Annotated in this window: 13 protein-coding genes; 6 read left to right on the top strand and 7 right to left on the bottom strand. The window is 75.1% G+C overall.

Annotation, left to right across the window (positions count from 1 at the left end; all coding sequences use genetic code 11):
* Positions 1-37 precede the first annotated feature (37 nt).
* The 5 genes from mtrA to hpf all read left to right on the top strand — a co-directional run bounded on the left by mtrA (position 38) and on the right by hpf (position 5,915).
* Positions 38-754 (top strand): MtrAB system response regulator MtrA, encoded by a 717-nt coding sequence (gene mtrA, locus ACI794_RS00465; protein ID WP_456580624.1) that lies wholly within the window; start codon positions 38-40, stop codon positions 752-754.
* 85 nt (positions 755-839) lie between these two features.
* Positions 840-2,567, top strand: a complete 1,728-nt coding sequence (gene mtrB, locus ACI794_RS00470) for an MtrAB system histidine kinase MtrB (protein WP_456580623.1) — start codon at positions 840-842, stop codon at positions 2,565-2,567.
* On the top strand, positions 2,564-4,294 hold the full coding sequence (locus tag ACI794_RS00475; protein ID WP_456602803.1) for an LpqB family beta-propeller domain-containing protein: 1,731 nt from the start codon (positions 2,564-2,566) through the stop codon (positions 4,292-4,294). The genes mtrB and ACI794_RS00475 overlap by 4 nt, the downstream gene beginning before the upstream one ends.
* A gap of 90 nt (positions 4,295-4,384) precedes the next feature.
* Complete coding sequence (locus ACI794_RS00480; protein ID WP_456602802.1) at positions 4,385-5,182, top strand: ComF family protein; 798 nt, start codon at positions 4,385-4,387, stop codon at positions 5,180-5,182.
* Positions 5,183-5,222: 40 nt separating this feature from the next.
* The gene (hpf, locus tag ACI794_RS00485) at positions 5,223-5,915 is read left to right on the top strand and encodes a ribosome hibernation-promoting factor, HPF/YfiA family (protein WP_456580620.1); all 693 of its coding nucleotides are present in this window, start codon (positions 5,223-5,225) and stop codon (positions 5,913-5,915) included.
* A 34-nt stretch (positions 5,916-5,949) separates the two neighbouring features.
* Here hpf and ACI794_RS00490 read toward each other — a convergent pair whose 3' ends face one another.
* Positions 5,950-6,447 (bottom strand): GNAT family N-acetyltransferase, encoded by a 498-nt coding sequence (locus ACI794_RS00490; RefSeq protein WP_456602801.1) that lies wholly within the window; start codon positions 6,445-6,447, stop codon positions 5,950-5,952.
* Positions 6,448-6,565: 118 nt separating this feature from the next.
* Positions 6,566-6,958 (bottom strand): pyridoxamine 5'-phosphate oxidase family protein, encoded by a 393-nt coding sequence (locus tag ACI794_RS00495; protein WP_456580618.1) that lies wholly within the window; start codon positions 6,956-6,958, stop codon positions 6,566-6,568.
* A gap of 83 nt (positions 6,959-7,041) precedes the next feature.
* Here ACI794_RS00495 and secA point away from each other — a divergent pair, with 83 nt between their 5' ends.
* Positions 7,042-10,086 (top strand): preprotein translocase subunit SecA, encoded by a 3,045-nt coding sequence (gene secA, locus ACI794_RS00500; protein ID WP_456615457.1) that lies wholly within the window; start codon positions 7,042-7,044, stop codon positions 10,084-10,086.
* 54 nt (positions 10,087-10,140) lie between these two features.
* On the opposite strand, the gene ACI794_RS00505 is transcribed toward secA, so the two are convergent.
* The 5 genes from ACI794_RS00505 to ACI794_RS00525 are packed head-to-tail and all read right to left on the bottom strand — an operon-like array spanning position 10,141 to position 13,980.
* Positions 10,141-10,794, bottom strand: a complete 654-nt coding sequence (locus ACI794_RS00505; protein WP_456615458.1) for a GTP cyclohydrolase II — start codon at positions 10,792-10,794, stop codon at positions 10,141-10,143.
* Positions 10,791-11,510 (bottom strand): RibD family protein, encoded by a 720-nt coding sequence (locus tag ACI794_RS00510; RefSeq protein WP_456615459.1) that lies wholly within the window; start codon positions 11,508-11,510, stop codon positions 10,791-10,793. The genes ACI794_RS00505 and ACI794_RS00510 overlap by 4 nt, the downstream gene beginning before the upstream one ends.
* A complete protein-coding gene (locus ACI794_RS00515) occupies positions 11,503-12,486 on the bottom strand; it encodes a lysylphosphatidylglycerol synthase transmembrane domain-containing protein (RefSeq protein ID WP_456615460.1) in 984 nt (327 codons plus the stop codon). Before ACI794_RS00515 ends, ACI794_RS00510 begins: the two co-directional genes overlap by 8 nt.
* Positions 12,487-12,505: 19 nt before the next feature.
* Entirely contained in the window at positions 12,506-13,585 is a 1,080-nt protein-coding gene (locus ACI794_RS00520) for a glycosyltransferase family 4 protein (RefSeq protein WP_456615461.1), read from the bottom strand.
* Positions 13,582-13,980 (bottom strand): 6-pyruvoyl trahydropterin synthase family protein, encoded by a 399-nt coding sequence (locus ACI794_RS00525; RefSeq protein ID WP_456602795.1) that lies wholly within the window; start codon positions 13,978-13,980, stop codon positions 13,582-13,584. The genes ACI794_RS00520 and ACI794_RS00525 overlap by 4 nt, the downstream gene beginning before the upstream one ends.
* Between the last annotated feature and the right edge of the window lies 1 nt (position 13,981).

A 13,981-nucleotide genomic window follows, 5' to 3' on the forward strand; every position in this document is an offset into this window, starting at 1 on the left:
TGGGGTGCAGCCCCCTCGGCGCCCTGAACAGCGCAGAATGGTCGCCGTGCCCCCCACCGCTCCGCAGAACGGGCCCAGCCGCGGCCGTGTCCTCGTCGTCGACGACGACGCCGCCCTCGCCGAGATGCTCGGCATCGTGCTGCGGCGCGAGGGGTACGAACCCGCCTTCGTCTCCGACGGCAACCGGGCCGTCGGCGTCTTCCAGCAGACCCGGCCGGACCTGGTGCTGCTCGACCTGATGCTGCCCGGCCGCAACGGCCTGCAGATCTGCCAGGACATCCGCACCCAGTCGACGGTGCCCATCGTCATGCTCACCGCCAAGGGCGACACGATCGACGTCGTCCAGGGGCTGGAGGCCGGGGCCGACGACTACGTCACCAAGCCGTTCAAGCCCGTCGAGCTCGTCGCCCGCGTCCGGGCGCAGCTGCGCCGCGGGGAGACCGGGCAGGCGGAGAACCTGAGCATCGGCGACGTGCAGATCGACGTCCCGGCGCACCAGGTCAGCCGGGACGGCGTCCCCATCGCGCTGACCCCGCTGGAGTTCGACCTGCTGGTCGCACTGGCCCGCAAGCCGCGCCAGGTCTTCACCCGCGAGCTCCTGCTCGAGCAGGTGTGGGGCTACCGGCACGCCGCCGACACCCGCCTGGTGAACGTGCACGTGCAGCGGCTTCGCGCCAAGGTCGAGAAGGACCCCGAGAAGCCCGAGGTCGTGCTCACCGTGCGCGGCGTGGGCTACAAGGCCGGCCCACCGTGAGCCGCGGCACCGCGACCGGGGGCGAGTCGCGCGTCACCCTGTGCGGGCTCCCCGCATCGGGCGCCGGCCGGGTGACACTGGAGCGGTGACCGCCACCCGGACCCCCGAGACGGGCACGGGTGCGGGTCGCCCCCCGCAGGGGGCAGGTGGCCGGCCGGGCACCCGCGACGAGCTCGTCCGGCTCGGGCGCGGGCTGCGCCGCCGGGCCGGGCGGGCACGCCGCCGCACGCGGCGGACCCTCCACGAGCTCGGCGCCCGGGCGGCGCAGACCTGGCGTTCGTCGCTGCAGGTCCGCATCGGCGCCATCACCATGCTGCTCGCCGGCACCGTGGTGGTGATCGTCAGCCTGGTGCTGTTCAGCCAGATCAAGGACCAGCTGCTCGACGTCAAGCGGCAGGCCGCGATCGACCAGGTCCAGGCCGGTGTCGTGTACGCCCAGAGCGAGGTCGCCGGCATCGCGACCGGCGACGCCGCCAGCGTCCGCGCCACCCTGGCCCGCACGGTGAACCAGCTGCTGGACCGCGGCGGCGCGGCCGGCGACTTCGACGTCGTCATGGTCTACCGGCCCTCCGCCGGGGCCGAGATCCCCGCCACGAACCGCCGGCCCCTCACCGCCGCGCTGCCCGAGGAGCTCCGGGCCGCGGTGGACGCCGGCAACCAGGCCTCGAAGTACGACATGGTCCCCGGCGACGTCGGCGACCCCCGGCCGAGCCTGGTGGTGGGCGCGCCGGTCACCGGTGACGCCACCGGCCCCGACCGCATCGAGCTCTACTACGTCTTCCCGCTCCAGCAGGAGCAGGAGAGCCTCGGCCTGATCCGCACCACGGTGCTCATCAGCGGGGTCGCCCTCACGCTGCTCGTGGTCGGCATCGGTGTCCTGGTCACCCGGCTGGTGGTGGACCCGGTGCGGCAGGCGGCCGGCACCGCCCAGCGGCTCGCCGAGGGGCAGCTCGAGGAGCGCATGGTGGTGCGCGGCGAGGACGACCTCGCGCGGCTGGCGACCAGCTTCAACGCGATGGCCGACAGCCTCCAGCGGCAGATCACCCAGCTCGAGGGCCTCTCGCAGCTGCAGCAGCGGTTCACCTCCGACGTGTCCCACGAGCTGCGCACGCCGCTGACCACCGTGCAGATGGCCGCCGAGGTGCTGCACGAGGCCCGGGGCGACTTCCCCGCGCACGTGGCCCGCTCCGCCGAGCTGCTGAGCGCCGAGCTCGACCGCTTCGAGGCGCTGCTCACCGACCTGCTGGAGATCAGCCGGTACGACGCCGGCGCCGCCGTGCTCGACTCCGCGCCGGCCGACATGGGCGCGCTGGTCGGCCGGGTCGTCGACGGGATGAGCGCCTTGGCCGAGCGGCACGCCTGCGACCTCGTGGTCACCCGGCCGGACGAGGCGGTCCTGGCCGAGGTCGACGTCCGCCGGGTGGAGCGGATCCTGCGCAACCTGGTCGGCAACGCGATCGAGCACGGGGCCGGGCACCCGGTGGAGATCACCCTGGCGGCCAACCGGTCGGCGGCCGCGGTCACCGTCCGCGACCACGGGGTCGGCCTCAGCCCGGGGGAGGCGCAGCACGTGTTCGACCGGTTCTGGCGCGCCGACCCCTCCCGCGTGCGCACCGTGGGCGGCAGCGGGCTGGGCCTGTCGATCAGCCTCGAGGACGCCCGTCTGCACGGCGGCTGGCTGCAGGTGTGGGGCCAGCCCGGCGCCGGTGCGCAGTTCCGGCTCACGCTGCCGCTGGTGGCGGGCACCGACCTGACCAGCTCGCCGCTGCCGCTGCGGCCGGTGAAGCTGCGCCGGCCGGGGGCGCTGCGGTGATCCGCCGTCGCCCCGCGGTCGTCCTGGCGCTGCTCACCGCGCTGCTGACGCTCGTCTCCTGCTCCACCGTGCCCACCGACTCCGCGACGGTCCTGATCACCCAGGCGCCGGCCCGGGTGCCCGAGGCGGTCGGCATCGAGCCCGTCGCCCCGGTGCCCGGGGCCAGCGCCGAGGAGATCGTGCGCCAGTTCATCGATGCGGCCGCCAGCACGGTGCGCCGCCACCCGGTGGCCCGGCAGTACCTGGCGCCCGGACCGGCCGAGACGTGGGCCGACGACAGCGGGATCAGCGTCATCGGCACCGACTACGCCGTCGTGACGACGGACGAGGGCGCGGTCACGGTGACCGCCAACCTGATCGGGACGGTCGACCCCCGCGGGGTGTTCACCGTCGCCGAGCGGGGCGTCTTCACCCGGGACTTCACCCTGCAGCAGGTCGACGGCGAGTGGCGGATCACCAACCCACCCGACGGCCTGATCATGCTCGAGCCCGACTTCCGGCGGCTCTACGACCCGATCGACGCCTACTTCCTCGACCCGACCGCGTCGCGCGTCGTCCCCGACCCCCGCTACCTCATCCGCGGGGAGTCCCAGCCCACGGCGCTGGTGGAGCGGCTGATCACGGGGCCGTCGGCGCCGCTGGCCGCCGGCGTCCTCAACCCCCTGAGCGGGGTGGAGCTGGGCTCCACCGTCACGGTCGAGGGGCAGACCGCCACCGTGGAGCTCAGCGGCCTGCCGGCGGAGCCCGCGCCGATCCTCGCCGAGGTCTGCGCGCAGCTGGTCTGGAGCCTGCAGCAGCTGGTCCGGCCGCGGATCACCAACGTCGTCATCCTGCTCGACGGCGAGCCGGTGACCCCCAGCGGCGTGCCCCGGCAGCAGACCGTCGAGGACTGGGCCTCCTTCGACCCGGACGCCGTCCCCGTCGACGGGGTCGGCCACTACGTCGAGGCCGGGGCCGTCCGCACGGTCCCGCGGGGCGACGCGGTCCCCGGCCCCGCGGGGGAGGGGCGCTACGACCTGGACAGTGCCGCCGTCGCGGCGGCCAGCGGCCAGCTCAACTTCCTCACCGGTGTCCGCAGCGACGAGGCCGGTGCCGAACTGCTCGCCGGGCCCTACGGGGGCGAGCTGGCCCCCGTGCTCGGCGGGAGCTCGATCAGCGCGCCGACCGTCGCCGCGACGCGCACGGAGGCGTGGGTGGTGCGGGACGGCGCCGAGCTGGTCCGGGTGCCCGCCGGGGGGCCGCCGCAGCCGGTCGCCGCGCCGACCCTCCCCGGGCTGGGGCGGGCGGACGTGCTGCAGCTCTCGCCCGACGGCGTCCGTGCCGCGGTCGTCGTCGAGGGGGCGCAGGGCCGCCGGCTCCACGTCGGCACCGTCGTCCGCTCCGAGGGGGACAGCGCGGTGGTGCTGCGCGACCTGCGGGACGTCGCGCCCACCCTGTCCGGCGTCATCGACGTCGGCTGGCGGGACAGCGGCAGCCTCATGGTGCTCGCGGGGGACGCGGGCGAGGACCGGATCGTCCCGTACACCGTCGGGGTCGACGGCTGGGGCCTGGCCCCGGTCTCCACGTCCGGGCTGCCCAGCCAGCCGACCGCGCTGGCGGTCGCCCCCTCGCGGCAGCCGCTGGTGAGCGCCGGCGGCACCGTCTGGCAGCTGTCCGGGGGCCGGTGGGTGACGCTGGTCCCCGGCGCCGAGCCGCTGCGGGGGACGGCGCCCTTCTACCCGTCCTGAGCCGGGCGCCGTCCACAGGAGGAGGACCCCGTCGTCCTCAGTCCTCGCACGCTCGACCCGAGCCTCTGGACGGGGCCATAGGCTGCCGTGGTGCTCAGCGCGACGATCGGCAGGGTGGGGGCGGCGCTGGCCGACCTGGTGCTGCCCCGCTGCTGCGCCGGGTGCGGACTCCCCGGCGCGGTCCTCTGCCCCGGCTGCGCCCGGCTGCTGGCCGCGCCGCACCTGGCCTCGCCCCGGCGCTTCCCGGCGGGCTTCCCGCCCACCGTGGCGGCCGCCGCCTACGCCGGCCCGGTGCGCCCGGTGGTCAACGCCTTCAAGGAGCACGGGCGGGCGGAGCTCGCGGTGCCGCTGGGTGCGGCGCTCGCCCTCGCCGTCGCCGCCGTCCGGCTCGGGGTGGACGGCGAGCCGCCGCTCCTGCTGGTGCCGGTCCCCGCGTCCCGCGCCGCCCTCCGGAGCCGGGGCCGGGACCACGTGCGCGAGCTGACCGGCCGGGCCGTGGCCGAGCTGCGGGCGGCCGGCCTGGCGGCCGACGAGTGCCGGGCGCTGCGCCGGCGCGGCCGGGTCCGCGACTCCTCGGGGCTCTCCGCGGTCGAGCGGCGGGCCAACCTGGCCGGCACGTTCGAGGTGACCGGCGCACGACGCCCGCCCGGTGCGGTGCTGGTCCTGGTCGACGACGTGGTCACCACGGGGGCCACGCTGACCGAGGCGGCGCGGGCCCTGGACACCGCTCCCGGGGCCTCGGGCACGGTCGTGGCGGCGGTCGTGGCCGCCACCCCGCGGGCCCCCGCCGGGCCCGCGCGGGGCGCCACCGGGAGGGCCCGGTACCGGTCCGGGACCGTCCTCCACCACGACCTCGATCGACTGTCGCGGTCCCAGGGGAGGGACTAGCGTCGAAGCGACCAATCCCCGTCCCCCACCGGGAGGTCTCATGGAGATCGTGGTCCGTGGTCGCAACGTCGAGGTCCCTGAGCACTACCGCCAACACGTCGAGGACAAGGTCGGTCAGCTGGAGCGGTTCGACGCCAAGCTGTCCCGCATCGACGTCGAGCTCTTCCACGAGAAGAACCCCCGCCAGTCGGCCAGCTGCCAGCGCGTGGAGATCACCTTGCGCGGCAAGGGCCCGGTGGTCCGCGCCGAGGCCGCGGGCCCGGACTTCTACGCGGCGCTCGACCTGGCCTGCGGCAAGCTGGACAACAGGCTGCGCCGGGCGGCGGACCGCCGCCGGGTGCACCACGGCCGGCGGACCCCCGACAGCGTGCGCCTGACCGGCGCCGCGCCGGACACCGGCCACCCCGAGCTCACCATCGAGCAGCAGCTGGAGCTCGACCGCGAACTGGCCACCGGGCCGCACGTCACCGACCTCGACGAGCACCTGCCCGGCCAGATCGTGCGGGAGAAACACCACCCGGCGACGCCGATGACCGTCGACCAGGCCCTCCACGAGATGGAGCTGGTCGGCCACGACTTCTTCCTGTTCCAGTGCGCCGACACCGGCCAGCCGACGGTCGTCTACCGCCGGCACGCCTACGACTACGGGCTCATCCGCCTCGCCCCCGTGTCGCAGGACGGCGCCTCCCCGGCCTCGGCGCCCAGCGCCGCGCCGCAGCCGGCGAACGTCTGACCGGGCGGGGCGCGGCCGCCCGGCCGTGCCCCGCTCAGTCGCCGGCGAGCCGGCCGAACAGCACCGCGTCGCTCCGGCTGCCGTCACGCTGGTCCAGGCAGCCCCGGACCACGCCCTCCTCGCGGAACCCCGCGCGGCGGGCGACGACCCGCGACGCGACGTTCCCCACGTCGACGAACAGGTGCACCCGGGGCGCGCCGAGCCCGAGGGCCCAGTCGGCGAGCGCGTGCGCGGCCTCCGCGGCGTAGCCGTGGCCGCGCGCCCAGGGGGCGATCGTGTAGCCGATCTCCGGGCCGAGGCGCCCGGGGCGCAGGTACAGCCCCGCGGTGCCGGCCAGTTCGCCGTCGGCCTCGACGACGGCGGAGAGCCCCGTACCGTCCGCCCGCTCGCGCATGGCCACCTCCTCCACGTAGTGGCGGGCGTCCTCGCGCGTGTAGGGCACCGGGATCGTCGAGATCCAGCGCTGGGTCTCGGGGTCCTGCGAGGCCCGGTGCACCGCGTCGACGTCGGAGGACCGGTAGGGGCGCAACACCAACCGCTCGGTGCGCACCGTCTCGTTGAGCAGCGAAAGGACCCCGGCCCACTCACCACTCGCAGGCTCGCGGTGAGCCTCCGGCCGGGGCCGCGGATCCCACGTCATGTGGGCATCGTCATGCGTTGCCCAGGATGCGGTCCACCGAGATCTCGATGACGACGCGGGCCGGGTTCTCCCGCGGCGGGCGGTACCGCCGCGCGTACCGCTCGACGGCGTCGGCCACCGAGGCGGCGTCCTCGCGCACCACCGCCGTCCCCTCGAGGGTGGTCCAGCGGCGCCCGTCGACCTGGCAGACGGCGACCCGCGCCTGCCCCTCCCGGACGTGCCGGGCCTTGGCGGAGGTGCCGGAGGTGATCACCCGGGCGGTCCTGGTCGGCGCGTCGTAGGTGACCCCGACCGGGACGACGTGCGGCGTGCCGTCGGGACGCAGGGTGGTCAGCGTCGCCAGGTGCCGCTCGGTCAGGAACTCGAGCAGCCCGGGGCCCGGGTCGGACGGATCGCGTGCCATCGCTGCAGCGTACGGATGGGACGCGTGGTGCCCCGGGCGGTCGCCGCGTCCGCAGCCGGGGCCGGGCCGCCTACGCTGGGGTCGTGCTGTTCTCGAAGATCCTCCGTGCCGGTGAGGGCAAGCTCGTCCGACGCCTCGGCAGAATCGCCGACGCGGTGGAGTCGCTCGCCGACGACTACACCGACCTCTCCGACGCGGAGCTGCGGGCCAAGACGGACGAGTTCAAGGAGCGCCACGCCGAGGGCGAGTCCCTCGACGCGCTCCTGCCCGAGGCGTTCGCCGTCGTCCGGGAGGCGGCCACCCGCACCCTGGGGCAGCGGCACTTCCGCGTGCAGCTGATGGGCGGCGCGGCGCTGCACCTGGGCAACATCGCCGAGATGCGCACCGGTGAGGGGAAGACGCTCACCGGCGTCCTCCCGGCCTACCTCAACGCGCTGTCGGGCAAGGGCGTGCACGTCGTCACGGTCAACGACTACCTGGCCAAGCGCGACGCCGAGTGGATGGGCCGCGTGCACCGCTTCCTCGGGCTCTCGGTCGGCAGCATCCTCTCCGGCCAGACCCCGGCGCAGCGACGCGACCTCTACGCCTGCGACATCACCTACGGCACGAACAACGAGTTCGGCTTCGACTACCTGCGCGACAACATGGCGTGGAGCAAGGCCGACCTGGTCCAGCGCGGGCACCACTACGCGATCGTCGACGAGGTCGACTCGATCCTCATCGACGAGGCCCGCACCCCGTTGATCATCAGCGGCCCGGCCGAGACCAGCGCCAAGTGGTACGGCGAGTTCGCCCGCCTGGTCCCGATGATGAAGCGCGACGTCCACTACGAGGTGGAGGAGGACAAGCGCACCGTCGCCGTCACGGAGGAGGGCGTCGAGTTCGTCGAGGACCAGCTCGGCATCGACAACCTGTACGAGGCGGCGAACACCCCGCTGATCAGCTACCTCAACAACGCGCTCAAGGCCAAGGAGCTGTTCAAGAAGGACCAGCAGTACATCGTCAGCAACGGCGAGGTACTCATCGTCGACGAGTTCACCGGGCGCGTGCTGGCCGGCCGCCGCTACAACGAGGGCATGCACCAGGCCATCGAGGCCAAGGAGAAGGTGAAGATCAAGGACGAGAACCAGACGCTCGCCACGATCACCCTCCAGAACTACTTCCGGCTCTACGACAAGCTCTCCGGGATGACCGGCACGGCCCAGACCGAGGCCGCCGAGCTCTCCCAGACCTACTCCTTGGGCGTCGTGCCGATCCCCACGAACCGGCCGATGGTGCGCGCGGACCGCGCCGACGTCATCTACAAGACGGAGAAGGCCAAGTTCGAGGCCGTCGTCGACGACATCGCCGAGCGGCACGAGGCCGGCCAGCCGGTGCTGGTCGGCACCGCGAGCGTCGAGAAGTCCGAGGTCCTCTCGAAGTTCCTGCTGCGGCGCGGGATCCCGCACGAGGTCCTCAACGCCAAGAACCACGCCCGTGAGGCGGCGATCATCGCCCAGGCCGGCCGCCCGGGCGCGGTCACGGTGGCCACCAACATGGCCGGCCGGGGCACCGACATCCAGCTCGGCGGGAACGCCGAGTTCATCGCCGACGAGGCCCTGCGGGCTCGCGGGCTCTCCCCGACGGAGACGCCGGAGGAGTACGAGGCCGCCTGGGACGAGGCGCTCGACGCGGCCAAGGCGCAGGTCAAGGCCGAGCACGAGGAGGTCACCGAGGCCGGTGGGCTGTACGTCCTCGGCACCGAGCGGCACGAGAGCCGGCGCATCGACAACCAGCTGCGCGGCCGCTCCGGCCGGCAGGGCGACCCGGGGGAGTCGCGGTTCTACCTGTCCCTGGGCGACGACCTCATGCGGCGCTTCAACGGCCCGATGCTGGAGTCGATGATGAACACCCTCCGGGTGCCCGACGACCAGCCGATCGAGTCCAAGATGGTGAGCCGGGCGATCCTCTCGGCGCAGACCCAGGTGGAGCAGCAGAACTTCGAGGTCCGCAAGAACGTCCTCAAGTACGACGAGGTGCTCAACCGCCAGCGCACCGTCATCTACGACGAGCGGCGCAAGGTGCTGGAGGGGGCGGACCTGCACGAGCAGGTGGCCTCCATGGTCGACGACGTCGTCTCCGCCTACGTGGACGGCGCCACCGAGACCGGGTACGCCGAGGACTGGGACCTCGACCAGCTGTGGACCGGGCTCAAGGCGCTCTACCCGGTCGGGATCACCGTCGAGGAGATCGTCGGGCAGACGGCCGGCGGCGAGCAGTCCGACCTCTCCGCGGAGGACCTCAAGACCGCGATGCTCGACGACGTCCACCGCGCCTACGAGGAGCGGGAGGCGGCGCTGGGCTCGGAGGTCATGCGCGAGCTGGAGCGGCGGGTGCTGCTCAGCGTGCTCGACCGCAAGTGGCGCGAGCACCTCTACGAGATGGACTACCTGCGGGCCGGGATCCACCTGCGCGCGATGGCCAACCGCGACCCGGTCGTGGAGTACCAGCGCGAGGGCTACGACATGTTCGTGGCGATGCTCGACGGCATCAAGGAGGAGTCCGTCGGCTTCCTGTTCAACCTCGAGGTGAAGACCAAGGACCAGCAGGAGGCGGAGGCCAAGGCCAAGCAGGCCGAGGCCGAGGCGAAGGCCCTGGCCGCCGCGCAGGAGGGCACGGCCAAGGTGCTCGCGCGCCAGGCAGCCGCGGCACGGGCCGCGGCCGGTACGGCGGCGGCCGCGACCGCCCGCCGCTCCGCTCCCGCCCCCGGGGCGCCGGTGGCCGCGGCAGCTCCCGTCGCGGAGGCAGCCCCCACCGCCCCCGCGGCCGAGGTGCCGGCTCCCGCGGCCCCCACGGCCGAGCAGCCGGTGGCCGAGGAGCCGGTGGCCGAGGAGCCGGTGGCCGAGGAGCCGGTGGCGGAGAAGCCCGCCCCGGAACTCACGGTCAAGGGGCTCGACGAGCCGCGCCGCGCACCGGAGAACCTCACCTACTCCGCGCCCAGCCTCGATGCCTCCCCGGCCGAGAGCGGCCGGGCGAAGGCCGCCAAGACCGCGACGGTCACCGGCACCAAGGAGACCCCGCGCAACGCCCCCTGCCCGTGCGGGTCGGGCCGGAAGTACAAGCAGTGCCACGGGGCGGCCGGCAGCTGACGAAGGACCTCGTCCCGCCGACCAGCCGGTCGGCGGGGCGTCGTCGTGCCGCGGTCACCCGGCCGGCATCCCGGGCGTCCCACCGGCGAGGAGCGCGGCCCGGTGCAGGCCGTCGTGGCCCCACCGGGCCTTCGCGGACAGGTAGGTCACGTTCGCGGGGGAGACGTGCACCCCGGTCGGGACCCGTTCCGCAAGGGTGAGGCCGAGGCGGGTCAGCTGGGCCGCCTTGTCCGGGTTGTTGCTCAGCAGGGACAGCGCGGGCACGCCCAAAGCGCGCAGCATCTGCGCGGCGGCCGTGTAGTCCCGTTCGTCCGGGTCGTGCCCGAGGGCGACGTTGGCCTCGTAGGTGTCGAGACCGGTGTCCTGGAGCGCGTAGGCGTCGAGCTTGTCGTAGAGGCCGATGCCCCGCCCCTCCTGGCGGAGGTAGAGGAGGTACCCGCCGGCCTCCGTGATCCGCTCGACCGCCTCCCGCAGCTGGGGCCCGCAGTCGCAGCGCTGGCTGCCGAAGACGTCCCCGGTCAGGCACTCGCTGTGCAGGCGGACCAGCGGGACGTCCGCGGGTTCGCCCAGCCCGAGGGCCAGGTGCTCGCGGCGGTCGACGAGGCCGCGGAAGCTGCTGACCACGGCCGTGGTCGCGTAGCCGTCGGGGAAGCGGAGCGGGACCCGGACCTCGGTGCGGATCTCCGCGGCGGGCAGGCCGGGTGTCATCGGTGCTCACCGGTGACGTGCTCGGTGCAGAAGCGGTCGGAGAGCGCGTACCGGAGCAGCGCCACGTCGCCGATCTGCCGGACGCCGGCCAGGGCCGCCCGGCGGTGGGCCCGCCAGGGGAAGCACCCGTCACCGACCAGCCGGGGCGCGCGGGAGTCGCCGACGAACAACGGCGCCACCACGAGGTGCAGCTCGTCGGCCAGGCCGGCGGTCAGGAACTGGGTGAGGACCGTCCCGCCGCCCTCGACCATCACCCGGTCGACGCCGCGGGCGGAGAGGTCCTCGAGCACGGCCGCCGGGTCCACGTCCACCGCCTCGCCCGTGTCGACGACGGTCGCGAGCTCCCCCAGCCGGAGCCGGACGTTCCCGGCCGCGCCGGTGGGGCAGTAGACGAGCTTCTCGGAGTCCCCCGTGGTGAAGAAGGCGGCCGACGCGGCGAGCTCTCCGCGCCGGGTGAGCGTCACCTTGGCCGGGGACGCGGGGAGCCCCCGCCCCACCCGTTCGGCGCGCCGGGCGGCCGACCGGACCAGGAGGCGGGGGTTGTCGTTCCGGACCGTGGCGGCGCCGACGAGGATCGCGTCGCAGCGGGCGCGCTCCGCGTCGACCCTGTCGAAGTCGGCGTCGTTGGACAGGTGCAACCTGGTGGCGTCCGTGCTGTCCAGGTAGCCGTCGATCGACATGCCGCAGCTGAGCAAGGTGTAGGGCCGGTCAGCCATGCAGGGCACCGTCCTCTCGGGCCTCGTCGTGCAGGTGGTCGCTCCGCGGCCGGCGCGCCGCCGCCCGGGGCGGGTGTCTCCGGTCGGCGACGAGGACGACGAGGCCGGGGAGCACGGACACCAGGATCAGGACGCCGAAGGCGGTGGCGACGCTCGCGCCGGCACCGGCGCCCCACCCGGCCGCGGCGAAGACCCACGCGGCCACGCCCTCCCGCGGTCCCCAGCCCCCGACGTTGACCGGGATCGCCGCGGCGAGCAGGACGACGAGGGCCAGCGGGAGCAGCTGCTGCGGCGCAACGGGCACGCCGGCGGCGTGGGCGGCCAGCAGGAAGGTGCCGAGGTAACCGAGCACCGCGAGGACGGAGGCGACCAGGACCGGCGGCCAGGTCGAGGGCTGCAGCAGCGCCGTGCGGGCCTCGACCGCCACCGCGCGGGCCACCCGGGCCAAGCGGGCCGGACCCCGCCGCGACAGGCCGCGGCCGGTGACCAGCACGACGCCCGCGGCCACGGCGCCGGCGGCGGCCACCGCCAGGGCCCACCCCCGCAGCGGTGAGGGGAACGTCGTCAGCACCGTCAGCGCCATCGCGGCCTGGACCACCTGGCCGGCGACCCGCTCCCAGACCACGGCGCGCAGCGCGCGGCCCAGGTCGCCGACGTCGGTCCCGTGCCGCACGCCGCGGTAGACGTCCCCGACCACGCCGCCGGGCAGCAGGCTGTTGAGCAGTTGCCCCCGGTAGTAGGCGGCGACCGCCGCGCGCATCGGCAACCCGACCCCGAGGGCCGCGGCCACGGCGCGCCAGCGCCAGGCCGAGCAGACCGTCGTCGCGGCGCCGATGGCGACCGCGGCCAGCAACGCCCCCGGGCCGAGCCCGCGCACGCCGTCCAGGAACGGATCCGCGCCCAACCGCCAGACCAGGAAGGCCAGGACGAGGACGCCGCCGAGGACGCGTGCCCTCGCCCACGCGCGTCCGCTCACCCCTCGGCCTCCGTCCGTCTCACCGGTCCACACGGACCGCGGGCGCAGCCGGTTCAGCACCGGCCGCCGCCAGCACCTCGCGGATGCGCGCCCCCGTCGCCGGCCAGCCCGGCAGCTCCGCCCTCCGGAGCAGGGCGGCGTCCCGGAGGCGGTCGCGGAGCCCGCGTTCGCTGAGCCAGCGCGCGAGGGCGGCGCCGAGGGCTGCGGGGTCCGCCGGGGGCACGAGGAGACCGGGTGGGCCCGCGGCGGTCCACCCGACGGACTCCGGTAGACCGCCGACCCGGGTGGCGAGCACGGGGAGCGCGGCGGCCAGCGCCTCGGTGACCACCATGCCGTAGGTCTCCGCCCGGGACGGGACGACGAGCAGGTCGGCCTCCTGGTACCGGCGTCGCAGCGCCTCCCCGGTGCGGACGCCGGTGATCCGGACCCGGTCGCCGATCCCGGTGGCCGCGGCCCGGCGCTCCAGCGAGGCGGCGAAGCGGGGGTGCCGGTCCCGGGAGCCGACCAGCGTGCAGCGCCAGGTCAGCCCGGCGACGTCCGCGAGGGCCGCGAGCAGCAGGTCCTGGCCCTTGACCGGAGCCAGCGTCCCGACGCACAGCAGCCGTCCGCCGCCGGCCGACCGGGGGCTCACGGGCGCCGGCCCCGTGCCGGGCTGGGCGACGTGCACGCCGGCCGCCGGCAGGCCGTACCGGTCCAGCAGACGACCACGGGTCCAGTGGCTGGTGGTGACCACGGCCCGGGCGGCGGCGAGCACCGCCCCCTCGTCGTCGGCCCCGACGGCGTCGCCGCCGAAGACCATGTGCACCAGCACGACGAGCCGGAGCCGGCGCGACCGGGGCACGAGCACGGTCCGCGCGGCGGAGGCGACCAGCCCGTCGGCGAGGACGAGGGCGTCGTCCGGCAGCGCGTCCAGCGCGCCCGCCAGGGCCTCCAGCGCGGGTGGGTCGGGCCGCGGCCACGCCCCCTCGGCGGCGACCTCGGTGACCCGCCACCCGGCCCTGCGCAGGTCGTCGCAGACCTCGCGGTCGTAGCGGTTGCCGCCGCTGACCCGGGCGGGGTCGTCGATCCCCGCCGGTACGACGACGCGGACGTGCCTCACAGGGGACGGTCGTAGGTCGCCCACGCGATGTGCGACTCGTGCAGCGTGACGGCCAGGTCCGCCAGCCCCTGCCCGCCCGGACCGAGCGCGCCCTGGTGGATGCGCTCCGCCAGCCGATCGGCGATCACGCGGGCCAGCGCCTCGGTCGTGGTGTTCGTGCCGGCCAGCGCGGGTTCCTCGTCGAGGTTGCGGTAGGTCAGCTCGCCGAGCACCTCGTGCAGCAGCCCGGCGGCCGCGCCGATGTCCACGACCACCCCGTCGTCGTCGAGCTCCGCCCGGCGCACGGTCGCGTCCACGACGTACGTGGCGCCGTGCAGCCGCTGAGCCGGGCCGAACACCTCGCCGGTGAAGCTGTGGGCGATCATCATGTGGTCGCGGACCGTCACACCGAACACG

The sequence above is a fragment of the Blastococcus sp. SYSU DS0541 genome, assembly GCF_054050875.1.